Origin of the sequence: Olleya sp. Ti.3.14 (genome assembly GCF_038154885.1) — a bacterium.
Classification (GTDB): domain Bacteria; phylum Bacteroidota; class Bacteroidia; order Flavobacteriales; family Flavobacteriaceae; genus Olleya.
In genome coordinates this window covers 27,000-51,981 of record NZ_JBAKAO010000003.1, presented here as the reverse complement: position 1 = coordinate 51,981, position 24,982 = coordinate 27,000, and the positions used below count along the sequence as shown (strand labels likewise).

General features: G+C 32.4%; 26 protein-coding genes. 13 read left to right on the top strand and 13 right to left on the bottom strand.

The features are described 5' to 3' along the window. Positions 1-41 precede the first annotated feature (41 nt). The gene (locus tag V6251_RS06410; protein ID WP_341587482.1) at positions 42-1,022 is read left to right on the top strand and encodes a LuxE/PaaK family acyltransferase; all 981 of its coding nucleotides are present in this window, start codon (positions 42-44) and stop codon (positions 1,020-1,022) included. A gap of 148 nt (positions 1,023-1,170) precedes the next feature. On the opposite strand, the gene tyrS is transcribed toward V6251_RS06410, so the two are convergent. Then, complete coding sequence (gene tyrS, locus V6251_RS06405) at positions 1,171-2,481, bottom strand: tyrosine--tRNA ligase (RefSeq protein ID WP_341587481.1); 1,311 nt, start codon at positions 2,479-2,481, stop codon at positions 1,171-1,173. 87 nt (positions 2,482-2,568) lie between these two features. Between tyrS and V6251_RS06400 the strand changes: the two genes are divergently transcribed. Then, positions 2,569-3,576 carry an NAD-dependent epimerase/dehydratase family protein gene (locus V6251_RS06400; RefSeq protein ID WP_341587480.1) on the top strand — a complete coding sequence of 336 codons (1,008 nt, stop codon included), beginning with the start codon at positions 2,569-2,571 and terminating at the stop codon, positions 3,574-3,576. Here V6251_RS06400 and V6251_RS06395 read toward each other — a convergent pair. The 3 genes from V6251_RS06395 to V6251_RS06385 are packed head-to-tail and all read right to left on the bottom strand — an operon-like array spanning position 3,551 to position 6,056. Beyond that, complete coding sequence (locus V6251_RS06395) at positions 3,551-3,979, bottom strand: DUF4296 domain-containing protein (RefSeq protein WP_341587479.1); 429 nt, start codon at positions 3,977-3,979, stop codon at positions 3,551-3,553. The genes V6251_RS06400 and V6251_RS06395 overlap by 26 nt on opposite strands. Positions 3,980-3,981: 2 nt before the next feature. Continuing rightward, the gene (locus V6251_RS06390) at positions 3,982-5,328 is read right to left on the bottom strand and encodes a dihydroorotase (RefSeq protein WP_341587478.1); all 1,347 of its coding nucleotides are present in this window, start codon (positions 5,326-5,328) and stop codon (positions 3,982-3,984) included. Positions 5,329-5,330: 2 nt separating this feature from the next. After that, positions 5,331-6,056, bottom strand: a complete 726-nt coding sequence (locus V6251_RS06385; RefSeq protein WP_292948042.1) for a polyprenol monophosphomannose synthase — start codon at positions 6,054-6,056, stop codon at positions 5,331-5,333. 108 nt (positions 6,057-6,164) lie between these two features. Between V6251_RS06385 and V6251_RS06380 the strand changes: the two genes are divergently transcribed. After that, positions 6,165-6,815 carry a DUF4271 domain-containing protein gene (locus V6251_RS06380; protein ID WP_341587477.1) on the top strand — a complete coding sequence of 217 codons (651 nt, stop codon included), beginning with the start codon at positions 6,165-6,167 and terminating at the stop codon, positions 6,813-6,815. 17 nt (positions 6,816-6,832) lie between these two features. Continuing rightward, positions 6,833-7,582, top strand: coding sequence for a uroporphyrinogen-III synthase (locus V6251_RS06375; RefSeq protein WP_145004153.1), 750 nt, complete (start codon positions 6,833-6,835; stop codon positions 7,580-7,582). A gap of 77 nt (positions 7,583-7,659) precedes the next feature. On the opposite strand, the gene pckA is transcribed toward V6251_RS06375, so the two are convergent. Continuing rightward, positions 7,660-9,276, bottom strand: a complete 1,617-nt coding sequence (pckA, locus tag V6251_RS06370; RefSeq protein WP_341587476.1) for a phosphoenolpyruvate carboxykinase (ATP) — start codon at positions 9,274-9,276, stop codon at positions 7,660-7,662. Positions 9,277-9,350: 74 nt separating this feature from the next. Further along, entirely contained in the window at positions 9,351-9,743 is a 393-nt protein-coding gene (locus tag V6251_RS06365; RefSeq protein ID WP_341587475.1) for a DUF423 domain-containing protein, read from the bottom strand. Between the two features lie 78 nt (positions 9,744-9,821). On the opposite strand from V6251_RS06365, the gene V6251_RS06360 reads away from it, so the two are divergent. Both V6251_RS06360 and V6251_RS06355 read left to right on the top strand, forming a co-directional pair. After that, on the top strand, positions 9,822-11,186 hold the full coding sequence (locus V6251_RS06360) for a saccharopine dehydrogenase family protein (RefSeq protein ID WP_341587474.1): 1,365 nt from the start codon (positions 9,822-9,824) through the stop codon (positions 11,184-11,186). 215 nt (positions 11,187-11,401) lie between these two features. Beyond that, complete coding sequence (locus V6251_RS06355) at positions 11,402-11,872, top strand: Lrp/AsnC family transcriptional regulator (RefSeq protein WP_028283223.1); 471 nt, start codon at positions 11,402-11,404, stop codon at positions 11,870-11,872. Positions 11,873-11,923: 51 nt separating this feature from the next. On the opposite strand, the gene V6251_RS06350 is transcribed toward V6251_RS06355, so the two are convergent. The 4 genes from V6251_RS06350 to leuS all read right to left on the bottom strand — a co-directional run bounded on the left by V6251_RS06350 (position 11,924) and on the right by leuS (position 18,138). Continuing rightward, complete coding sequence (locus V6251_RS06350) at positions 11,924-12,907, bottom strand: T9SS type A sorting domain-containing protein (protein ID WP_341587473.1); 984 nt, start codon at positions 12,905-12,907, stop codon at positions 11,924-11,926. 210 nt (positions 12,908-13,117) lie between these two features. After that, positions 13,118-13,846 (bottom strand): Bax inhibitor-1/YccA family protein, encoded by a 729-nt coding sequence (locus V6251_RS06345; protein WP_292948056.1) that lies wholly within the window; start codon positions 13,844-13,846, stop codon positions 13,118-13,120. 81 nt (positions 13,847-13,927) lie between these two features. After that, the gene (locus tag V6251_RS06340) at positions 13,928-14,638 is read right to left on the bottom strand and encodes a zinc metallopeptidase (RefSeq protein WP_292948058.1); all 711 of its coding nucleotides are present in this window, start codon (positions 14,636-14,638) and stop codon (positions 13,928-13,930) included. A gap of 635 nt (positions 14,639-15,273) precedes the next feature. Beyond that, a complete protein-coding gene (gene leuS / locus V6251_RS06335; RefSeq protein WP_341587472.1) occupies positions 15,274-18,138 on the bottom strand; it encodes a leucine--tRNA ligase in 2,865 nt (954 codons plus the stop codon). A gap of 128 nt (positions 18,139-18,266) precedes the next feature. Between leuS and V6251_RS06330 the strand changes: the two genes are divergently transcribed. The 6 genes from V6251_RS06330 (at position 18,267) to V6251_RS06305 (ending at position 22,100) form a co-directional block, all read left to right on the top strand. After that, positions 18,267-19,142, top strand: a complete 876-nt coding sequence (locus V6251_RS06330; RefSeq protein ID WP_145004175.1) for a cell division protein FtsX — start codon at positions 18,267-18,269, stop codon at positions 19,140-19,142. Positions 19,143-19,272: 130 nt separating this feature from the next. Beyond that, positions 19,273-19,416 (top strand): hypothetical protein, encoded by a 144-nt coding sequence (locus tag V6251_RS06325; protein ID WP_186439217.1) that lies wholly within the window; start codon positions 19,273-19,275, stop codon positions 19,414-19,416. Between the two features lie 43 nt (positions 19,417-19,459). After that, complete coding sequence (locus V6251_RS06320) at positions 19,460-19,720, top strand: DUF3098 domain-containing protein (protein ID WP_292948102.1); 261 nt, start codon at positions 19,460-19,462, stop codon at positions 19,718-19,720. A 92-nt stretch (positions 19,721-19,812) separates the two neighbouring features. After that, positions 19,813-20,607 (top strand): undecaprenyl-diphosphate phosphatase, encoded by a 795-nt coding sequence (locus V6251_RS06315; protein ID WP_341587471.1) that lies wholly within the window; start codon positions 19,813-19,815, stop codon positions 20,605-20,607. Between the two features lie 4 nt (positions 20,608-20,611). Beyond that, entirely contained in the window at positions 20,612-21,307 is a 696-nt protein-coding gene (truB, locus tag V6251_RS06310) for a tRNA pseudouridine(55) synthase TruB (RefSeq protein WP_341587470.1), read from the top strand. Between the two features lie 70 nt (positions 21,308-21,377). Then, on the top strand, positions 21,378-22,100 hold the full coding sequence (locus V6251_RS06305; protein ID WP_341587469.1) for an energy transducer TonB family protein: 723 nt from the start codon (positions 21,378-21,380) through the stop codon (positions 22,098-22,100). A 39-nt stretch (positions 22,101-22,139) separates the two neighbouring features. Here the strand turns inward: V6251_RS06305 and V6251_RS06300 are convergent, their stop codons facing one another. After that, on the bottom strand, positions 22,140-22,757 hold the full coding sequence (locus tag V6251_RS06300) for a thioredoxin family protein (RefSeq protein WP_341587468.1): 618 nt from the start codon (positions 22,755-22,757) through the stop codon (positions 22,140-22,142). A 265-nt stretch (positions 22,758-23,022) separates the two neighbouring features. On the opposite strand from V6251_RS06300, the gene V6251_RS06295 reads away from it, so the two are divergent. Then, positions 23,023-23,586, top strand: coding sequence for a DNA-3-methyladenine glycosylase I (locus V6251_RS06295; RefSeq protein ID WP_341587467.1), 564 nt, complete (start codon positions 23,023-23,025; stop codon positions 23,584-23,586). Here V6251_RS06295 and aat read toward each other — a convergent pair. Beyond that, entirely contained in the window at positions 23,583-24,209 is a 627-nt protein-coding gene (gene aat, locus V6251_RS06290; protein WP_341587466.1) for a leucyl/phenylalanyl-tRNA--protein transferase, read from the bottom strand. The two genes, V6251_RS06295 and aat, sit on opposite strands and share 4 nt — an antisense overlap. A gap of 355 nt (positions 24,210-24,564) precedes the next feature. Continuing rightward, positions 24,565-24,942, bottom strand: coding sequence for a DUF3127 domain-containing protein (locus V6251_RS06285; protein ID WP_145004194.1), 378 nt, complete (start codon positions 24,940-24,942; stop codon positions 24,565-24,567). Positions 24,943-24,982 lie beyond the last annotated feature (40 nt).

Here is a 24,982-nt window from a genome sequence, read left to right as displayed (position 1 = left end):
ACGCTTTTTTTATTTTATATACTTTTGTGTTTTACAATTTCATGACTACGACTAAGGACATTTTTACAATTACAACTCCTGATCAGTTTAAGGCAAAAGCCTTAGAGGTGTTTCGTTTTCAGTTTGAAAACAATACAATCTATCGTTCGTTTTGCGACTTACTGTATATTAATCCAAGTGATATCTCAGACTTGCATGAGATTCCGTTTTTACCCATACAATTTTTTAAATCTCATCAGGTATTAAGCACAACTAACCCTATTGAAACTACTTTTTCAAGTAGTGGTACTACAGGACAAATTACCAGTAAGCATTTGGTATCTGACTTAAGCGTCTATGAAACTAGTTTTAAATTAGGCTTTAAGCATTTTTATGGTGACATAAAGGATTACACTATTTTGGCCTTATTGCCCAATTATTTAGAACGCGAAGGTTCCTCTTTAGTTTACATGGTAGATCATTTAATTAAAGATTCCAATAAGCCAAAAAGTGGTTTTTACTTAAATAATTTAGACCAATTAAAGGACACACTAATTGCATTGGATCAAGCAGAAGAACACGTATTACTTATTGGTGTATCCTTTGCGCTTTTAGATTTAATAGATCTGCACACTTTTAACCTTAAACATACTATTGTTATGGAAACTGGTGGCATGAAAGGACGTCGTAAAGAGATTATTAGAGAAGAACTACACAACACCTTAAAAGCTGGCTTTGGCGTAGATGCTATCCATAGCGAATATGGTATGACCGAGTTATTAAGCCAAGCATACTCCAAAGGACATGGTATTTTTAATTGTCCACCTTGGATGCGTATTTTAACTAGAGATACTGAAGATGCTTTAACCGTTTTTAATAGTCCAAAAACTGGTGGTATTAATGTTATTGATTTGGCAAATATAAATTCTTGTAGTTTTATTGCGACTCAAGATTTAGGTAAAATACATGATAATGAGGACTTTGAAATTATTGGTCGCTTTGATAATAGTGATATTAGAGGCTGTAATTTAATGGTATTGTAAGGACTTTAAAAAAGATACGACCAACCTAATATGAAAAAGAGAAATTAGTTTTTGGTTGGTTAACTGATTTCATCAAAAAAAGCCTGCTTATTTTAAGCAGGCTTTTTTATTTACTATAGTATTTGAGATTTACAACCTCAGCAATTTTTTAGATAGCTTTAATAATAAAGGTTGTTTTTTTACCTCTGTTAATTACAATATACTTATCGTTAATTAAATCGTCTTTAGTAATCGTGTAATCCTCTGTTACTTTATCCTTGTTTACAGACACCGAGTTTTCTTTTAATGCTCGACGTGCTTCTCCATTACTGGCTAAAAAATCAGTTTCAGCAGCTAATGCAGCAATCATGTCTAAACCAGCTTCGATTTTGTCCATAGACACTTCGGCTTGTGGCACACCTTCAAAAACATCTAAAAATAAATTTTCGTTTAGCTGATTGATTTCATTTTTAAAATCTTTACTAAATAATATTCCTGATGCTTTTTCAGCATTTTCTAATTCTTCTTTACTGTGTACAAACGTGGTCACCTCTTCTGCTAATCGCTTTTGTAAGGTTCTAAAACCTGGATTCTCTTTATGTTCTGCAATTAAAGCCTCAATGGTATCTTTATCTAAAAAGGTAAAAATTTTGATGTACTTTTCTGCATCTTCGTCTGAGCTGTTTAACCAAAACTGGTAGAATTTATATACACTGGTTTTATCAGTATCTAACCAAACATTACCACCTTCACTTTTACCAAATTTACTTCCGTCTGCTTTTGTAATTAATGGACAGGTCATCGCGTAAGCTTTAGCTGTGTCATCACCAACATTCATACGTCTTACTAATTCTGTTCCTGTGGTGATGTTTCCCCATTGATCACTTCCACCCATTTGTAATTTACAATTTAGGTTTTTGTGTAAATGGTAAAAATCGTATCCTTGGATTAATTGGTAAGTAAACTCAGTAAAACTCATACCTACATTACCTTCTTCTCCAGACAGACGTTTTTTAACACTATCCTTAGCCATCATGTAGTTTACAGTAATACGTTTACCAACGTCACGCGCAAAATCTATGAATGAAAACGTCTTCATCCAATCATAATTATTAACTAAAACTGGTGCGTTTTTATCGTTAGAGTTAAAGTCTAAAAAACGAGACAATACAGACTTAATACCTGCTACGTTATGGTTAAGTGTTGCTTCGTCTAGTAAATTACGCTCGTCACTTTTTCCAGAAGGGTCACCAATCATACCTGTTGCTCCACCAACTAAAGCTACGGGTTTATGTCCTGCTTTTTTTAAATGTACTAGCAATATTATTGGTACTAAACTACCTATGTGTAACGAGTCTGATGTTGGGTCAAAACCAATATAGGCTGTGGTCATCTCTTTATCAAGTTGCGCTTCGGTTCCTGGCATGATATCGTGTACCATCCCTCTCCATCTTAATTCTTCTACAAATGCATTAGCCATTTTAGTGTGGTTTTATTATTGAAGTCGCAAAGATAAAAATCGTGCCATAAACTACATACAATATCTAATATTTATTACCTTAGAGGTATGATTTTAGTTACAGGAGGAACAGGCTTGGTTGGTGCACACTTATTGTTTAATTTATTAAATGAAAACCAATCTGTACGTGCTATTTATAGAAATGAAAAAAAGTTTGAAACCGTTAAACGCATTTTTAGCTATTACACTGATACACCTGATGTTCTTTTTAGCAAAATTGATTGGGTAAAAGCCGATTTAAACGATATACCAGATTTAACTGAAGCTTTTAATGGTATTACCCAAGTTTATCATTGTGCAGCTTTTGTGTCTTTTGAACCTAACAAGTTTGAATTACTTAGAAAAACTAATATTGAAGGGACAGCAAATATTGTTAACCTTTGTTTATCTAATCAGGTAAAAAAACTATGTTATGTCAGCTCCATAGCTGCTATAGGCACACCAACTACTAATGAAAAATTAATTACTGAAGACACAGATTGGAATAAAGAATTTGATAATAGTGTTTATGCTATTACCAAATATGGTGCAGAGCTTGAAGTGTGGCGTGGCACACAAGAAGGTTTGGATGCAGTTATTGTAAACCCTGGCATTATAATTGGTCCTGGTATTTGGAATTATGGTAGTGGATCGCTTATTACTATGGTAAAAAAAGGGATAACCTATTACACTACTGGAAGTACAGGTTATGTGGATGTTAATGATGTTGTAAGCTGTATGGTTACACTTATGAACAGCAACATTATTAATGAACGCTACATACTGGTATCTGAAAACTTAAGCTTTAAAGACTTTATTTACAAAACTGCACACTATCTAAATGTAACACCTCCAAAAAAGAAAGCTACAAAACTACTATTAGCTTTAGGTTGGCGATTAGATTGGTTACGACATAAACTAACAGGAAAACGACGCTTGCTGTCTAAACAAACAGCACATTCGGCTTTGTCCCAAAGTCAATTTAGCAATAGTAAAATTACAACTGCTATAGATTATAATTTTACAAGTATAGACACTAGTTTAAAGCAAACTACTTTGGCGTTTGCACGCGATTAAGCTTTTGTTTAACCGTTTCTTTTAATTCTTTTTGTTTGATTTTGTCTTCCTTTTTCTCTTCGGCTTTATAAAAAGCTCTTAAACTTTCTAGACTATCTCTAACATCCTTATATATTTGAGAATACTCATCTATGTCATATGCATAGTAGTTATTACTGTCTGCAAATATGGTGCTGTCAATTTTATGTTTTCTGTAAACAAATGTATCAGGTACTATCCCTTTATTTTCTAGCTCGCGTTTATTAATTCCTTTAGCAGAAGACACTAATGCTAATTCTACCAGAACATCTACCATTTTATCCTTACTCATTAAATTTTCAGGTTTTTTTGGTTTTTCAATTCCGTAACAAGACACAAATAACAAGGTTATAAATATGTATATTACAATGTTCTGTTTTAACATAACTATCTATTAAAGGTTAAACGTTGTGCGTAGTTAGTATCATAAAACTTAAAATTTTTGTAAGCTAAACCACCATTTACAAACGTATGGGTAATCCTAGATTTAAATGTTGTACCCTCAAAAGGAGACCATCCACATTTATATAAAATATTATCCTTTTTAACAGTCCAAGGGTTGTTTAAATCTACAACAACTAGGTCTGCAAAATAGCCTTCTCTGATATATCCTCGTTTTTCTACTTCAAATAAAATAGCTGGATTATGGCAAAATTTTTCTACAATTTTCTCAATAGAGATATCACCATCATGATACATTTCTAGCAATGCTGGTAGTGCATGTTGTACTAAAGGACCTCCAGATGGTGCAGATGTGTATACGTTTGATTTTTCTTCAAAGGTATGTGGTGCATGATCTGTAGCAATAACATCTATCTTGTCATCTAACAAGGCTTTAAGTAGTTGCTCGCGATCTTTTTCGGTTTTAACCGCAGGATTCCATTTAATTAGCGTGCCTTTATCGTCATAATCTTTATCGCTAAACCACAGGTGATGTATACAAACCTCTGCCGTAATTTTTTTATCTTTTAAAGGTACTTTATTGTCAAACAATTCGGTTTCCTTACCTGTAGATAAATGAAACACATGTAAACGCGCTCCTGTTTTTTTAGCTAACTCTATAGCTTTAGAAGAAGAAATATAACATGCTTCCTCACTTCTAATTATAGGATGAAAATTTACAGGAATATCATCTCCATAGCGCTCCTTATAAATATCTAAGTTTTTTTGAATAGTTGCTTCGTCCTCACAATGCACAGAAATTAATAAATCTGTACTGTTAAATATTTTTTCTAAAACCTCTGGATTATCAACAAGCATATTACCTGTTGACGATCCTAAAAATAGTTTTAGACCTGCAACTTCCTTTTTATTTACTTTTAAAATTTCTTCTAAATTGTCATTAGTACCACCAAACATAAAGGAATAGTTAGCCCAAGATTTTTTAGCAGCAATTGCAAATTTCTCGTCTAGCTTTTCAATAGTTGTTGTTTGTGGATTGGTGTTTGGCATCTCGATAAAAGAGGTAATTCCACCAGCAATAGCAGCTCTAGACTCTGTCTCTATATTTGCTTTATGCGTTAAACCTGGTTCTCTAAAATGCACTTGATCATCAATTGCTCCTGGGATGACATATTTACCCTCTGCGTCAAAAACATTAACATCTGCAGATTTTGGGCTAATAGAATGGTCTATTTTTGTAATAAACTGACCTTCGATTAATATATCACCATTAAAAATTGTGCCTTCATTAACGATTTTTGCATTTTTAATAAGTGTCTTCTTGTTTTGCATTATTAATTGGATTTGAATAAACTTTTAATTTTCATACTTATAACACCAAATATAGCTTCGGATATAATACTTGAGCTTAATTTGGATTCTCCTTTTGTTCTGTCAGTAAATATGACTGGTACTTCTACTAATTTAAACTTTTTTAAATACGCCTTAAATTTCATTTCTATTTGAAACGCGTAGCCAACAAACTTTATTTGATCTAAATTTAGTTGCTCTAAAACCTGTCTTTTGTAACATATAAAACCTGCTGTAGCGTCTTTAACACGCATACCTGTAATTAATCTTACATAAATAGAAGCACCATAAGACAATATTACACGACCTAGAGGCCAATTGACTACATTGACACCTTTTACATAACGTGACCCTATGGCTAAGTCTGCATTGTCTAAACGACAAGCGTCATACAAACGTATTAAATCTGTTGGGTTGTGAGAAAAATCTGCATCCATCTCAAAAATATATTGGTACTGTTTATTTAAAGCCCATTTAAAACCATGTATATACGCAGTACCTAACCCAGATTTTTCTTTTCTAACTTCTAAAAACAGCTGATTGTCAAACTCTGCTTGTAATGCTTTAACCTTAACAGCGGTTTGATCTGGCGAATTATCGTCCACCACTAATACATCAAACGCTTTAGGAAGTGCAAAAACTGCACTTAAAATAGCTTCTATATTCTCAATTTCGTTGTATGTTGGTATTATAACAACAGCGTCTTGCATCAATACTAATTAAAATTTAGGCAAATGTACATTTTTATAAAATTACTTAATTATAAAAATTACTTAATTATTAGGCGATTTACTATTAAAAAATAATAATTTTATGCCATGCTAAGAGACCTATATACTGTAGATATTTTAACCCTAACTTTTATAGGTTGCCTAATTATTGTAGCGCTATCTAAGACATTATTTACTAAAAGATTTAATGAGTTTATCTTACTACTATTTAACTCCAGACATACCAACCTATATATAAAGGAACAGCGCTTTTTTGATTTATTTGAAGGCTTGTTGTTTTTAAACTTTACACTTAACTTAGGACTTTTACTGCATACCTATTTAAATGAGCAATCCTTTAACAGGTTACCACAATTGGACGTCTTTAAATACGCTTTACTTATTGGGTTATTTTTAATATTAAAGGTGCTTTTTGAAAGGTTATTATCAAGCGTATTGGATATAGAGCCTATTATAGATAAATATATTTTTGAAAAAACTAGCTTTCAAAACTTTGTAGGATTAGTACTTCTACCAATAAATGCTGTACTAATCTATACTTTAACACCTAACCAAACCCTATTAATTACACTGCTTGCCATCCTTTTAGCTTTGCAATTTTTTGGCTTGTTTTTATTTATTAAGAATAATCTTAATGTCTTTAGAAAGAGCTTGTTTTATTTTATTTTGTATCTTTGCACTCTCGAAATTGCACCTTATGTTGTTTTATATAAAATTATAACAACTAATTGGGTCTAAATAAAATTATACAACTTATGAAAGTGAAAACGATTTTAGTCTCGCAACCGGAACCTAAAATAGAAAATTCGCCTTATTTTGATCTCTCTGAAAAGCAGAAAGTAAAAATTGATTTTAGACCTTTTATTCATGTAGAAGGTGTGCCATCTAAAGATATCAGACAACAAAAAGTTGATTTAAAAAATTACACCGCTATTATTTTAACTAGTAGAAATGCTGTTGATCACTTTTTTAGAGTGGCTGAAGAAATGCGTTTTAAAGTACCAGATTCTTTAAAATATTTTTGTCAATCTGAAGCAGTTGCTTACTATTTACAAAAATATGTAGTGTACAGAAAGCGTAAAATTTATGTTGGTAAACGTAATTTTGCAGACTTATCACCTTTAATAAAAAAATATAAAGACGAAAAGTTTTTATTACCTACAACAGACAAATTAAAGCCTGAGGTACCAGAAACTTTAAACGCGTTAAATATTGACTGGAAAGAAGCTGTATTTTATAAAACAGTTATTAGTGACTTATCAGATTTAGAAAATGTGACTTATGACATTTTAGTATTTTTTAGTCCTAGTGGTATCGAGTCTTTATTCCACAACTTTCCAGAATTTAAACAAAACGATACTAGAATTGCTGTTTTTGGTAACACGACCATTAAAGCTGTTGAAGAAAAAGGATTGCGTGTAGACATTGCTGCACCAACACCTGAAACACCATCTATGACTATGGCACTTCAAAAATATATTGACAAAGTTAATAAAGGCAAATAAACCTTAATCTACTATAAATTAAAAGCGCCAATTGAAAATTTCAATTGGCGCTTTTTTTATTAACACTTTATCTATTACTATTCAGCGTAACGTTGTGGTCCACCACGTCTAATTTCTTCGCTTGCATAAGATTCAAATTTCTCAAAATTCTCTCTAAAAGCATTAGCTAATTTAAAAGCTGTCTTGTAATATTCTTTATCGTCTTTCCAAGTTGCTCTTGGGCTTAATACCTCATCAGGTACACCTGGACAAGTTCTAGGTTGTGCTACACCAAATACAGAATGGATGTGATAATCTTTATAGTTATACAATCCTAAATCTCCATTAAGCACTGCACTAATCATAGCACGCGTATATTTTAACTTAATTCTACTTCCTACTCCGTAAGACCCTCCAGTCCAACCTGTGTTAATCAACCACACGTTTACGTTAGCGTCTTTCATTTTTTTACTTAACATCTCAGCATATTTTGTTGGATGTAAAGGCATAAAAGGTGCTCCAAAACATGCCGAAAAACTTGGTACTGGCTCAGTAATTCCTGCTTCTGTACCTGCTACTTTTGCTGTATAACCAGATATAAAATGGAAAGCAGCTTGAGCTGGTGTTAGTTTAGATATTGGAGGCAATACTCCAAAAGCATCTGCTGTTAAAAAGAAAATGTTTTTAGGATTCTCTCCTGTAGATGGTACTCTAATATTTTCAATATGATGTATTGGATAACTTACACGCGTATTTTGTGTAATAGAAGTATCTTCAAAATCTACCTCTCCTTTATCATTCATGATAACGTTTTCTAGAATTGCTCCTTTTTTAATCGCACCAAAAATTTCTGGTTCTTGCTCTCCTGATAAGTTAATCACTTTAGCGTAACAACCACCTTCAAAGTTAAACACAGTATTCTCTGCAGTCCAACCATGCTCATCATCTCCAATTAAGCTTCTGTCAGGATCTGTAGATAATGTTGTTTTTCCTGTTCCTGATAATCCAAAGAAAATTGCTGTGTCACCATCCTTACCAACATTTGCACTACAGTGCATTGGTAATGTATTTTTATAAACTGGTAAAATAAAGTTTAGTGCAGAGAAGATTCCTTTTTTGATTTCTCCTGTGTAACCTGTACCACCAATTAAAGCAATTTTTCTAGTAAAATCTAAAATAGCAAAGTTATGCTGACGTGTACCATCAACTTCTGGATCTGCCATAAAACCTGGAGCATTAACTACAGTCCATTCTGGAGTAAAATCTTTTAACTCTTCTTCAGTTGGTCTTAAAAACATATTGTAAGCAAACATGTTACTCCATGGATACTCATTTATAACACGAATGTTTAGTTTGTAGTCTTCATCAGCACAAGCAAAACTGTCTCTAACAAAAACCTCTTTGTTAGATAAGTAATCTGTTACTTTATCGTATAGTTTTTGAAACTTATCAGCATCAAAAGGAATGTTGATATTTCCCCACCACACTTTATCTTCAGTAATACTGTCTTTTACAATAAAACGGTCCATTGGAGAGCGTCCTGTAAACTCGCCTGTATTTACTGCTAAAGCTCCTGAAGAGGCTACTTTACCTTGACCTTTTTCTAGAGTTTCCTGTTGTAATTGATCTGGTGTTAATTGATATTTTACTTGGGCATTTTTGATTCCGTATTGTTCCAACGCAATCGTTTTCGTAAATTGGGTATGGTCTACCATAATTTGTGTGTGTTGTGTATGTGTTGTTTGAGTTGCAAAGTTAAAATTATTACACTAGAAACGCCAAACAAATACTAATTATTCTGTTTGATCTTTAAAATATTTATCAACAGGATACCCCATGACAAGATTAATAGTAAACCTCCTATTGGTGTCACAAACGCTATCGATTTAAAATTAAAAGCAGTTAATGTGTTAGTTGCTAATCCGTAAATAGATCCGGAAAACAAGATTATACCTGACAAAACCAAATAAAAAATTATTGTTTTAGATTTTGAGGTCACCAAATTATGACTCCCAACGACTAACAACAACAATGCATGATACATTTGGTAGCGCACACCAGTTTCGTAACTTTGGACTGCTTCTGCAGATACTAAAGCTTTTAATCCATGTGCTCCAAAAGCGCCTAAAACAACACTTAATAATCCTAAAATAGTTCCTAAAAGTAATAGCTTCTTATTCATATAAATACTTCATTTTCGTTTTTATCCCAATTAAAATTTTCTACATTCGTAGTTCAAAAATACTCAACAAATCCCATTATGCGAAAGATATTAGTCATAGGTTCCGGAAAATCAACCTCGTACCTTATTAAATACTTACTAGATAAATCAGAAACCGAAAAATTACATATTACAGTTGGTGACTTAAATGTTGAAAGCGCAAAAATAATGATTAGTAATCATACTAACGCCTCGGCAATTAGTTTAGATGTATTTGATCCAATATCTAGAGAACATGCTATTAAAGCAGCAGATATAGTTGTATCAATGCTACCTGCAAGATTCCATATAGAAGTTGCCAAAGACTGTATTACTTTTAATAAAAGTATGGTTACAGCGTCTTATGTCAGTGATGAAATGCAAGCTTTAGATCAAGATGCTAAAGACAAAGGATTGGTGTTTATGAACGAGATTGGTGTAGATCCAGGACTAGATCATATGAGTGCTATGCAAGTTATTGATGGTATACGTGATAAAGGCGGAAAAATTATATTATTCGAGTCCTTTACTGGTGGATTAGTAGCTCCAGAAAGTGACAACAATTTATGGAATTACAAATTTACTTGGAATCCAAGAAATGTAGTCACAGCAGGACAAGGTGGAGCAGCAAAATTTTTACAAGAAAACACATACAAATACATACCATACAATCGCTTATTTAGACGTACCGAGTTTTTAGACGTGGAAGGATTTGGACGCTTTGAAGCTTATGCTAATCGTGACTCATTAAAGTACCAAAGCGTATATAATCTTGACAATGTAAAAACATTATATCGTGGGACCATGCGTCGTGTAGGATTTTCTAGAGCTTGGCAAGTCTTTGTTGCATTAGGTATGACAGACGACAGTTACACTATTGATGATAGTGAAAACATGAGCTATCGTGACTTTGTCAATGCCTTTTTACCCTATAGTCCAACAGACTCTGTTGAGCTTAAATTTAGACACGCCTTAAAAATAGATCAAGATGATATTATTTGGGACAAGTTTTTAGAGTTAGACCTATTTAGCAAGACTAAAATGGTCGAACTTAAAAAAGCAACGCCTGCACAAATATTACAAAAAATATTACTAGATAGCTGGACATTAGATCCTCAAGACAAGGACATGATTGTCATGTACCACAAATTTGGTTATGAGCTTGATGGTAAAAAACACCAAATAGACTCTACAATGGTTACCCTTGGCGAAGACCAAACTTACACAGCTATGGCAAAAACCGTAGGACTTCCTGTGGCAATTGCAACATTGGCCATATTAAATGGTAAGATTACAACTCCAGGCGTACAAATACCAATTACAAAAGAAGTCTACACTCCAATTCTAGAAGAATTAAAAGATTACGGAATTACTTTTAAAGAAACCGAAGTCCCATATTTAGGCTACAACCCCTTAAATATTTAATTTTAGGGCATTACCACACAACACTTACAAGGTTTTAATTAACCTTGTAAGTGTTGCTTAGGTCAGGCTGTACATTATATCTTTTTTGCTTTTAATGGCAAAAAAGGATGCCATTTCCATCCTTAATGCAATTAAAAACAGGATCTTTAACAAACCCAGTTTCAGTTTAAAATAGAATCCTTAAATTTATCTTTTAAAATTCAACCCATTTCATCTTGAAAACTACAAACAATAACATTACAATAGATGGTATCGATAAAAAGATACTTCGTGCTTTAATGCAAGATGCTAGAACACCTGTTTTAGAAATCGCACGTCAAGTCGGAATCTCTGGAGCTGCCATACACCAACGCTTAAGAAAACTAGAAAAATCTAAACTTATTGCAGGCTCTAAATTTGTTATTAACCCAAAAGTTTTGGGCTATACCACTATGGCATTTGTAGGTATTTATTTAGACAAAGCCATGAGTAATCCGGAAGCAGTTAAACAATTAAAAAAAATACCCGAAGTTTTAGAGTGTCATTACACTACAGGAAACTGGAGTATATTAATAAAAATACTATGTAAGGACAACGAGCATTTAATGCATTTACTAAACAATGATATACAATCCATTGCTGGTGTTTCTAGAACAGAAACCTTTATATCTCTAGACCAACAAATAGAACGACAAATAAAAATATAAAAAAAGCGCCTTCAAAAAGGCGCTTTTTTTATATATATCTAAATTACTAAATTATTCTATAATTATCTTTTTAACAAGATTTCCTTTTTCTGAAACTACAGTAATAAAATACAATCCAGAAGCTAAATCTGTACTTAAATCTAAAATAGTATTTATTGAGCTATTATTTAAATTTATTGTTTTAATTAAACGTCCATTAATATCTGTAACATTAACAGCCTTTAAATTAACTCCGTTGTTTTTAATCGTCATTAATCCATTAGAAGGATTTGGATATATAGATAACACACTACTTAAATCAAATACATCTGTACTTAGTGTCAAACCAGGAATAAAATCTATAGCATCTAAAGCCAATTGCTCTGCTCCAGAATTAGAAGAAAACTCAATTACCAATTGTGCTTTGCACGTTGCATTAGCAGATAAATCTGCAGACAATAATTGCCAAGACCCTTGCAAACCTGGTAAATCGTCAATACCATTAGTTTCTGTAGTGGTATCAATTAGCGTAAGCGCTGGTGAAGCACAATCTGAAAATTGAATAGTCACTCTAAAAAAGTCTAAAATATCCCAATTAGTATCATCTAAAAAATATTGCATACTAAACTGTGGATTAGATCCTACTAGATCGACTTGGTCAAAAGTCATAGTAACTGTACCATCAACATCATCCATAAAAAAAGCTTGCGTCCCTTCTGGTGGCGCAAAACCTAATTCTGATTGGATAGAAGCTGCTGTAGCAACACCAAAATAATCTCCATCAGAGAAACCTACAGGACCATTAGGTGTTGTTGGATCTAATACAATAGCGTATCCTAATGTTGAACCAGAACTTGCCTCAGTAACATAAACCAAACCGCAATTGGCATTATAATTAATTAATGTATGTGCTGTTGTAGTATTTGTGTCAAAATATTGACACGCATTACTTACAGCGTTAAATGTTACACCTGGAGTGTTTTCAAAACCATTGCCTACTTGTGACATGATTAATGATGGTAACAAAAAAATCAATGATAGTAGTTTATTTTTCATAATATATAAATTAATAGCATAACAAATTTAACATATTGATTGACACCATATAATAATTTTTGATATTAATTTTAAAAATAGTTTTACATCCAACAAACAACTATAAAACAGCAAATTACAAGTTAATTATACCTTGTTAAAATTTAAGTTTAGACGTAAAAAAAGCACCTAAAATTTAGGTGCTTTTTTTACTATTTACTGGTATAATTATTAGTCTCTTGACATAAATATTCTAAGGATATACCAAAATAACAACATTAAAGATGCAAATAAACCTAATGCTGCAGGTATATAATCTTCAGTTGTGTATTTATCTTTAATCTGAGACGTTTGGTATAAAATAGATCCTCCTGCTAATAAACACATCCCAACAGAAAACCATAAACCTAGTGTAAATCCACCAAAAAGTGATCCAGCAACAATTAACCCTAAAGCTATAAAGCCACCAATAGTTAAACCTGCTTTTAAAAACGAAAAATCTGTTTTAGTCATCATTACTACAGCAGTTAAACCTGTAAATAACGCTAATGTTACCAATGCTGCTTGCTGTAACATCTCTGGACCAGAATCCATGTAAAAAGCTGCAATGTATATCATTGGCACAAAAATAACAGCCTGAGCTAATATATATAATGCATAAGCTAAATACTGTTTATTTTTATCGGCAGTTTTCATTGCTGTACTTTCAGCATAAGTTGTGACTAACATAAAACCTCCAAGTAGTAATAACCACTTATAACCTTCTGTCATAGACAACATAAACTCTACAACAGTTTGGCTTTGTAAAAGTAGGTATTCAAATAAAATAAATACTAATACACCTACAGCAACATGACCATACGTTTTTTTATAAAATGCAACTCTATCTGCTTCAGATGCCACATTTACTAATGTATTCCCTTGGTAATTGTCAAACGAATTTTCTAAATTATTTTCCATTATTATTGAATAAATTATTGGTTGCTCAAATGTAAAAAAAAGAAAAACTATTATGTATTATTTTTATATAATTTAAGTGACTTAATCGCGTCTACCTAAAATTTGCATAGCCCAATATAATAAAGAGGCTAACGCTCCAATTGCTGCTACTAAGTAGGTTCTTGCAGCCCATTTAAGTGCATCTTCAGAGCCTTTATATTCTTCTGGTGTGACAATATTTTTTGCTTTTAACCAAGCCAAAGCTCTATTACTTGCATCATACTCTACTGGCAAAGTGATAAAACTAAATAGTGTAGCAAATCCCATCATGACCAAACCTGCAATTGCAACATAAAGTCCACTTGCACCTAATGCACCAGAAGCCATTAATGCAATACCACCAATAATAACCCATTGTGACATACTAGATGTTACTTGAACAACAGGTACTAATTTAGATCGCATAGTCAAATAACTATAGGCTGTTGCATGTTGGACCGCATGGCCACACTCGTGTGCAGCTACAGCTGCAGCTGCTGCATTTGCATGACTATACACGACTTCACTTAAATTTACAGTTTTATCCACTGGATTATAGTGATCCGTTAATTGTCCTTTAACAGAAATAACCTTTACGTCTCTAATACCATTATCTGCTAGCATTTTTTCTGCAATTTCTGCTCCTGTCATACCATTACGCAAATGGACTTTAGAGTAAAATGCAAATTTACTTTTTAACTTACTACTTACTATACTACTAATTAAACCTATAGCTCCTATTAGTATATAGTAACCCATATATCCTGAAAACATATTTTTTTAAATTTTAAAATTGATACCATAAATATAGCAAAAAGTAAGCCAACTTAAAGGATAGAAAAAATGTCAGATTTAGACTTTATTTTAATTAACCTTTTAAAATTGCCGAATCAAGTGTTTACATTAAGCTGTAAGACTAATCTGTCTTTAGTTTATCGTAACTCAGAAAATAATCTTCTTCACAAGGTGTCATTGCGTGAGGGTAACTATAAACGCAACGTCACATCGAGTGGTTTGTGAGGTACGAGCAAATTGTATCGAGAGGTCTATTGGTTCTCGATACAATTCTCCTACGTCGAATCACTCGAACTGACGTTTTCCTGATTACTCTTGTTAGTATCCTAAAATTAGCTCAATAAAGAAATTGCTTCGTTTCTCGCAATGACGTTCGCCTTTTAATTATACTAAACAGTTATATTTTTAAAAATAATTATTAACGCAACGTCACATCGATTGGTTTGTGAGGTACGAGCAAATTGTATCAAGAGGTCTATTGGTTCTCGATATAATTCTCCTACGTCGAATCACTTGAACTGACGTTTTCCTGATTACTCTTGTTAGTATCCTAAAATTAGCTCATTAAAGAAATTGCTTCGTTCTCCGCAATGACTGTATTATTTATAATAACGTTAGCCTACAATATTTACAATTTTACCTGGAACAATAATCACTTTTTTAGGTGTACGACCATCTAATTGTGCTATTGTTTTTTCATGAGCCATTACTGTTTTTTCTATATCGTCTTTAGACATATCCATTGGTAACTCTAAGGTAAAACGCATTTTTCCGTTAAACGAAATTGGATAATTTTTGCTACTTTCAACTAAATGACTTGCATCAAATTTTGGAAATGCTACAGTTGCAATGGAACCTTCATTACCTAATTGGCTATATAATTCTTCAGTAATATGAGGTGCATAAGGCGACAATAAAACCAATAGTGGTTGTAACACTTCTTTACTTGTGCATTTTTGTTGTGTCAACTCGTTAACAGCAATCATAAACGTTGAAACCGAAGTATTAAACGAGAAATTCTCGATATCTTCTTCAACCTTTTTAATGGTTTTATGTAACGTTTTTAGATTGTCTTTTGTTGGCTCAGCATCATTTACAGTAACTCCGTTTTCGCCAACATATAATTTCCATAGTTTTTTTAAGAAACCATGCACACCTGTAATACCAGCAGTATTCCAAGGTTTAGCTTGCTCTAAAGGTCCTAAAAACATTTCGTATAAACGTAAACTATCTGCTCCATACTGCTCGCAAATATTATCTGGGTTTACAACGTTGTATTTGGATTTAGACATTTTTTCGACTTCGCGACCTACTTTATAAACTCCATCTTCTAATATGAATTCTGCATCTTTAAAGTCTTCACCAAATTCTCCATCATTTTTTAATCCTTCGATATCTAATTCATCTGAAGCATTAACATATTGCACTTTAACGTGAATAGGTGCTACTTTTTTATCATTAATTAATCCTTTAGACAGATAGGTATTTGTACCATCTTCACGATAAACAAATGCACTAGTCCCAAGAATCATCCCTTGGTTAATCAGCTTTTTAAAAGGCTCATCAACTCCAACAAATTCTCTATCTTTTAAAAACTTCACCCAAAAACGTGAGTACAATAAATGTCCTGTTGCATGCTCACTTCCTCCAATATAAAGGTCTACGTTTTCCCAGTAATTAAGTGCATCTTTACTTGCAAAATCTTCTCCTCTATTGGCTTTTTCTTCCATATAACGAAAAAAGTACCATGAGCTTCCAGCCCAACCTGGCATTGTATTTAGCTCTAAAGGATGTATGGTTGTGTTGTTAATTTTATCATTGCTAACTACAGTATTTGTAGTAGTATCCCAAGCCCAAATGTCTGCACGACCTAAAGGTGGCTCTCCAGTTTCGGTTGGTAAATATTTTTCTACTTCTGGAAGTGTAATTGGTAAATGTTGTTTGTCAATCATTTGTGGCATTCCATTAACGTAATATACTGGAAACGGTTCTCCCCAATATCGTTGACGCGAAAATACTGCATCGCGCAATCTGTAGTTGGTTTTTCCTTCGCCTTGACCTAATTGCTCCAACTCAAAAATAGCACGTTTAGATGCTTTTTTATAGTTCATTCCGTTAAGGAAATCGCTATTTGCAATTTTCACGTTGTCTTTAGATGTAAAAGCTTCTTGGCTTATATCTGCACCTTCAAAAATATTAAGAATTTCAATATCAAAATGTTTTGCAAAATCGTAATCACGTTGGTCACCACAAGGTACAGACATTACTGCTCCTGTACCATAACCAGCTAATACGTAATCTCCAATCCAAATTGGAATTGGTTCTTTACTAAAAGGATGCTCTGCGTATGCACCTGTAAACGCACCAGAAATGGTTTTTACATCTGCCATACGATCACGCTCGCTACGTTTTGAGGTTGCTAAAATGTATGCTTCAACTTCTGCTTTTTGTTCTGGTGTTGTTATTTGAGATACTAACTCATGCTCTGGAGCTAAGGTCATAAAACTAACACCAAAAATAGTATCAGGTCTAGTTGTGAAGACTTCTATTTGATGAGACGTCTCGACTGCGCTGGACGAGACAGAAGGTATAACATTAAAAGTCACACTTGCTCCAACAGATTTACCAATCCAGTTACGTTGACTTTCTTTAAGCGAGTCTGTCCAATCTATAGTATCTAACCCTTGCAGTAAACGTTCTGCGTAAGCAGAAATACGCATACTCCATTGCGTCATTTTTTTACGCATAACAAGATGTCCACCACGTTCTGACACTCCGTTTATAATCTCGTCGTTAGCTAAAACGGTTCCTAAAGCAGGACACCAGTTAACTTCGGTTTCGGCTAAATACGTTAATCTATATTGTAATAATATTTCTTGTTGTTTTTCGGATGAAAAACCATTCCAATCGTCAGCAGAAAATATTTCGATATTATCATCGCAAGCGACATTTAATCCAGATTCTTTTGGACAATTTCCGTTTAATTTAAAAACGTAAATTAACTCCTTTATATCTTTTGCTTTATTATCGTTAAAACAATAATATGACTCAAATAATTGAATAAAAATCCATTGCGTCCATTTGTAATATTCTGGACTTGATGTACGTACTTCGCGACTCCAATCAAAACTAAAACCAATTTGGTCTAATTGACGTCTGTAGGTTTTTATGTTAGTCTCTGTAGTAATTGCAGGATGTTGACCAGTTTGAATAGCATACTGTTCGGCAGGCAATCCAAAGCTATCATACCCTTGAGGATGCAATACATTAAATCCTTTATGGCGTTTGTAACGTGCATAAATATCTGACGCGATATAACCTAATGGATGACCAACGTGTAATCCTGCTCCTGATGGATAAGGAAACATGTCCAAAACATAATATTTTGGTTTGTCACTACTGTTTGAGGCTTTAAAAGTCTGATTTTCGGCCCAATATTTTTGCCATTTGGCTTCGATGTCGTTAAAATGGTATTGCATTTTTGTGTTTTTCCGCTTAATTAAGCAACAAATTTAAACTTATTATAAGACTATTAAAAGTTTGACGTTCTAAATCAAAGGGATTTCATTTTCTTTTATATTTTTACACTATAAACTAACATCAATTTATGAGCTCTTCTTTTGAAAGATATCAAAAACGTAGATTAATTTCTTCTTACTTTTCTGTAGTACTAAGTATTGCATTAGTATTATTTTTATTGGGTATTTTAGGCCTTTTGGTTCTTAACGCTAAAAAGGTGGCAGACCTGTTTAAAGAACAAGTAACGGTTACTATTTATTTAAAAGACAACGCCAAGGACGTCGAAGTTAAGCAGCTTGAAAAAAGTCTAGCATTGGCAGATTATGTAAAATCTACCGAATACATCTCTAAAGAGCAAGCAGCTGAGTCTATGAAAGCTGAAAATGGTGAAGATTTTATGGAGTTTTTAGGATTTAATCCTTTACAAAATAATATTGATGTTAACCTTAAAGCAGATTTTGTGACTTCTGATAAGTTAGAAGAATTAGCTGCAACTGCACTAGAAAAAGGTTTTGTTGAAGAAGTTAGGTATGACAAAGATTTAGTAACCTTAATGAATAGTCGCGTTAAAAAAATTAGCTTTTGGGTCTTATTACTAAGTGCTATTTTTACTTTAATTGCGGTATTACTAATTAATAGCAGCATTAGATTATCTGTTTACGCTAAGCGTTTTACTATAAAAACGATGCAAATGGTAGGTGCTACCAAACGCTTTATACGTAGACCATTTGTTTGGAAAAGCATTAAACTAGGTATACTTGGTGCTATCCTTGCTTTAGTAGGCTTAGGGTTTATAGTGTATTATGTGGACCAAGCTTTTCCAGAATTAGTTTTACGTCAAAGTCCTATTTTAATAGGTGGTTTATTTTTAATAATCTTTTTACTAGGTATCCTAATTACTTGGATAAGTACTCATTTTGCAACACAACGTTTTTTAAATTTAAAGACCGATCAACTGTATTAATTTAACAGCTTTTAACTAAAGCGTTAACAATACTTTGCACTTTAGCGCGTTATATTTACTTAACCAAAAAATAACGCACTATTGACCAACTAATACTTTAAAATGATTAATAACTCTAAAACTAATGTTTATGAAACGAATCACATTTGTATTAATAGGTCTAGTTGCAATTATTGCTTATTTAGCGACAACAACTAATAAGTTTGAAACTAAAGTTGCACACACAGATAAAGTGACTATTAAAAAACATCAAACAAAATTTATTTACGATTAATTTAAAAAGTTTAAATTTGTCAAAAATCAACACAAATAATACTTTGGGAGAAAGCAACAAAAACAATAAAAACAGTTTAAAAACCGAATTAGTTTTTGGTAAACACAACTATAAATTTATGTTTATTGGCTTAGCTTGCATTGCCTTAGGCTTCATTTTGATGTCTGGTGGTGGTAGTGACGACCCAAATGTATTTAGTGATGCTATTTTTAGCTGGAGACGTATCCGTTTGGCTCCTGCTTTAGTAATTATTGGCTTTGGCATACAGGTTTACGCTATACTATCTAAGCCTAAAGCCGAATAATACTTCTAGTAGTTTATTTTTATTGAAATTAGACTATTAAATTTCAACTTCATTGTATCATTTGGTCATAGTATTTTAATACTTTTGCCAACATGGATATTTTCGATTCAATTTTATTAGGTATAGTACAAGGATTAACTGAGTTTCTTCCTGTGTCTTCAAGTGGTCATTTAGAAATAGGTAAAGCCATTTTAGGCGATAAAAGTATTCCTGAAGAAAGCTTATTATTTACTGTAGTTCTTCACTTTGCTACTGCATTAAGTACCATTGTTATTTTTAGAAAAGATATTTTAGACATTATTAAAGGCTTTTTAGCTTTTAAATGGAATGACGACACCAAATTTGTAACAAAAATTGCAATCTCTATGCTACCTGCTGCTTTTGTAGGATTGTTTTTTGAAGAACAATTAGAGCAACTTTTTGGTGGCAACATCCTATTAGTAGGTTGTATGTTATTAGTCACAGCAATACTATTATTTTTTGCTGATAAAGCTAAAAACACAAATAAAAACGTATCCTTTAAAGATGCTTTAATTATAGGAGTGTCTCAAGCAATAGCCATGCTTCCTGGCATTTCTAGAAGTGGAGCAACCATATCTACTTCTGTATTATTAGGTAATGACAAAACTAAAGCTGCACGCTTTTCTTTTTTAATGGTTGTACCTTTAATATTCGGAAAAATAGCCAAAGACATTTTAGGAGGTGATTTAAATTTTGACAGTCAAAATATCACTGCATTATCCGCTGGTTTTGTAGCTGCTTTTGTTGCTGGTTTATTTGCTTGCACTTGGATGATTAGCTTGGTTAAAAAAAGTAAGCTATCCTATTTTGCTATTTACTGTGCTATTGTTGGTATAATTGCAATAACATTTGCACTATTAAATTAAGTCAATGACTAAAGAAGATTATTTAGCAGGACAAGTTTTACTTATAGACAAGCCATTAGATTGGACGTCTTTTCAGGTGGTAAACAAACTACGTTGGGAAATCCGCCAAGCTTTTAATATTAAAAAAATAAAAGTAGGTCATGCTGGAACTTTAGATCCATTAGCAACTGGATTGCTTGTTATTTGCACTGGTAAAATGACCAAACAAATAGACACCTTTCAAGGTCAAATTAAAGAGTATACAGGAACAATTGTTTTAGGAAGCACAACACCATCATACGATTTAGAAACCGAAATTAACGAGACTTTTAATACCAACCATATTACCGAAGATTTAATACACCAAACGACTAAGCAGTTTACAGGTGAAATTGACCAATATCCTCCAATATTTTCTGCTTTAAAAAAAGAAGGAAAGCGTCTTTACGAATATGCTAGAGCTGGTGAAACCGTTGAAATTAAATCCAGAAAAATATCAATTCAAGAATTTGAGATTACTAACATTGATGGTCTAAATATTGATTTTAGAGTGGTATGCAGTAAAGGGACTTACATACGATCTTTGGCTAACGATTTTGGAAAAGCATTAGATTCCGGTGGACACTTATCTGTTTTACGTCGCACAAAAATTGGTGATTTTGATGTAAAAAATGGGCTTTCGATAGATGATTTTATTAAAAACCTCCCAAAAAAGAACTAAAACACATCTTTTTATACTTTACAAACGTATATACATATACTAACAATTAGTTAAAAATCGTTTGTACTACATGCTTTTTAAAAACTCTCATAAAGCGCTAGCTATAACTTTGTTAATAACAGGTACATTACTGTTGTCTGTATTAAATGTGACTGTTTTTAAAACAAATACAGCTGTCGCTGAAACATTGTACGACATAGAGCAAGTTGAAGATATTATTGAAAATATAGCCGAGAATACACTCATCCAAAGCGCTAATAAAGCAACAAACAAAGCTTTTAACACTTCTGAAAACTACAAACACTACGCACAAGCTTACAAACCTATAGCTCCTCCTGAGGATTATACTAATCCAAAATTAGAGACCTATAAAAACGATATCAAAACTGAAGAAGCTACGGAAGCAAGTCATGGTAATTCTGCAATCTCTGAAAAGACATTAACTAGTTTTAATAGCGTAAATGAAATACTTAACAAACGGTCTAAAAACAGTAGTACCAAACAAAGTAATGTAGCCAACACTAACAGCTCTATATACTATTCTTTAAAAGGTCGGACAGATCAATACTTACCAATTCCTGTTTATTTATGTGATGCAGAAGGTAAAATTGTAGTTAATATAACCGTAAATAGTAATGGTACTGTTATAGATGCTTATATCAACAATGCATCAACTTCTAATAATGCATGTTTACAAGAACATGCTTTACAATATGCTAAGGACGCTAAGTTTAATACCTCAACAAAATCAAAGCAATTAGGATCTATTACGTTTCAGTTTACCGGAAAATAGATATATTCTCCTTTAAATGTAAAAGAGAATATATATTATTTAACCAATTAAAGCGACTAAATCCGCTATAACTGTATGACCTTTATCTTTATTATACCATTGTTGCAAGTCTTCTTTAAACTCTGGCGTTAATTTACCATACTTAGCTTTATAGTCATTTACCAATAAAGTTGCTGTGCTTGGTCTTGGACCATAAGTAGCAATAACATCTTTAGTAGTTGTATCTAAAATAATTAACTTAGCTATAGACCTAGAACCATTAGTTAAAAATTGGTCCATTAACGCTTCGTTATCATCTCTTAATACAACTCTAAAATTGATACCATCGTTTAATTCTGCAATTTTATTAATAACAGGCATTACATGTGCAGCATCTCCACACCAACTTTCAGTTATTATAATCCAAGTTTGATTAAATGTTTTATGTTTAATAGCATCTGCAACGCCTTCTCCAATCTTAATCGTTTTATCCCAACGCTTCATGCGCTTACTATTAAGCATTGTATAATTAGCTAAAGCTTCGTTAACCTCATGACCTGTGTTTGAATTGTTTTCGACTTTAGTCAAAACCAAATCTCTATATTCAGCATAGCTCATGCTATTATCCAACCCATCTTGTAAAATTTGTTTGATAATTGTATCTTTAAGTGTATCCATAGTACAAAAATACAGCAACTATTATGATTTATAAGTTACTGTTGTTACATTAGTAGAAAATATTAAAACTTCCTTACAATGTTAACTTTAAGAACCTTTAAACCTATTTTATTTATTGGTTTTTTCAGCTTATTAGCTTGTAAAAGTCTTAATTTGATTCCTAATTATCATATTTTTAAAAATCTATATTTGTTTGATTTAAGACATGTAATAGTGCTTATTTACATGTTAATTGCCATAAAAGAATATCGAAAAACGAAACAAAATGACAAAACATAAATGCGGTTGGTGCGTTGGAGATGATTTATATGAAGCTTATCATGATAAAGAATGGGGAACTCCTGTATATGATGATGCTACACTATTTGAGTTTTTAATCTTAGAAACCTTCCAAGCTGGTCTTAGTTGGATAACTATTTTACGAAAACGCAATAATTTTTTTGATGCATTTGACCAATTTGATTATCAAAAAATAGCTAATTACAATGAAGAAAAAAAATCTGAATTATTACAAAATGCTGGCATTATTAGAAATAAATTAAAAGTCAATGCCACGATTACTAATGCCCAATTATTTATGGACATCCAAAAAGAGTTTGGTAGTTTTAGCACTTATTTATGGGCTTTTGTAAATAATACACCTATAAAAAATAAAGTAGCACATTATAAAAGTGCACCTGCAAATACTACAATTAGTGATGCCCTAAGTAAAGATTTAAAAAAACGAGGTTTTAAATTTGTTGGATCAACGGTTGTTTACGCATTTATGCAAGCTGTAGGCATGGTTAATGACCACGAAGTAGCTTGTTTTAGATACCATGAGGTTTAAGTTAAATACTTTAAAAACTGCGCTCTAGAAATATCCATTGCACCTAAACTTTCCAAGTGATTTGTGTAAACCTGACAGTCAATAAGCTTATAGTTTGTATTTTGAATAAAACTTATAAACCCTACTTTACTGGCGTTACTAACTTTAGCAAACATGCTTTCTCCACAAAACACACCATTACCTAAGTCTACACCATATAAGCCTCCAACAAGTGTATTATTTAGCCAAACCTCTATAGACTTTGCATAACCTAATTGATGTAATTTAGTATAGGCGTCAATCATACCTTTTGTAATCCAAGTATCATCTTGTCCTGGTCGTTTTGCTGCAGCACAAGCTGTAATAACAGCGTTAAAATCTTTATTAACTGTGACCACAAAATCTGTGTTACGCAGGATTTGCTTCATGCTTTTAGACACTTTTAAATCTTTTGGAAACAATACAAATCTGGGATCTGGAGACCACCACATTATAGTGTTATCATCTTCAAACCAAGGAAAAATGCCTTTTTGATACGCAGTTAACAATCGGTTTGCACTTAAATCTCCACCAACAGCTAGAAGACCATCTTCTGTGGCTTTATCAACTTCAGGAAACACATGATTATTGTTTAAAAACTCCATTTGTAATCAATTAGTTTAAGATATTAAAGTAAGAAATTGAATTAGAAAACCTTATTATAAACTGTATTTACTTACAAAAAACACTAATATTTAATTTTATAACATTAATTACCAACGTTTTATCTTCTAATTAATTTATTTTTTAGATATTTATGTAGTCTTTATATTGATAATTAGTTTTCCACTGTTTTTAAAGTTTATAACTAAAGGCTAATAAAATCCACTATTTTAAAAAGTCTTGTTTAATTACAAGGCTTTTTTTTATAAAAAAACCTCAAAACAAAAGTCTTGAGGTTTTTATATCTAGTACAACAACTAATTTTAATAAAGTTATTGTTTAAAGATTGACTATTACTTAAAATGGTAAATCGTCGTGATCTTCATCTTTTACATTGTTAGCTGGCTCAAAAGCTTGTGCTGGTGGTACTTCTGGCATCCCTTGAGGTGCTGCTCCAGCTTGAACGCCTTCAATTCTCCAACCCTGAATAGAGTTAAAATATTTAGTTTCTCCTTGAGGATTAACCCACTCTCTACCACGTAAATTGATGTTTACTTTAACATCTTGTCCTACTTGATAGTTGTTTAATAAATCACATTTATCTTGAACAAACTCTACTAAAATATGTTGAGGATATTGCTCTTCTGTAGTTACTACTAATTCTCTTTTTCTAAATCCGTTGCTACCAAAACTTTGAGTTTCTCCTACTAGCTTAACTTTACCTTGTACTTCCATTTTCTATATAATTATTAAATATTCGTCTAATTAAATATCG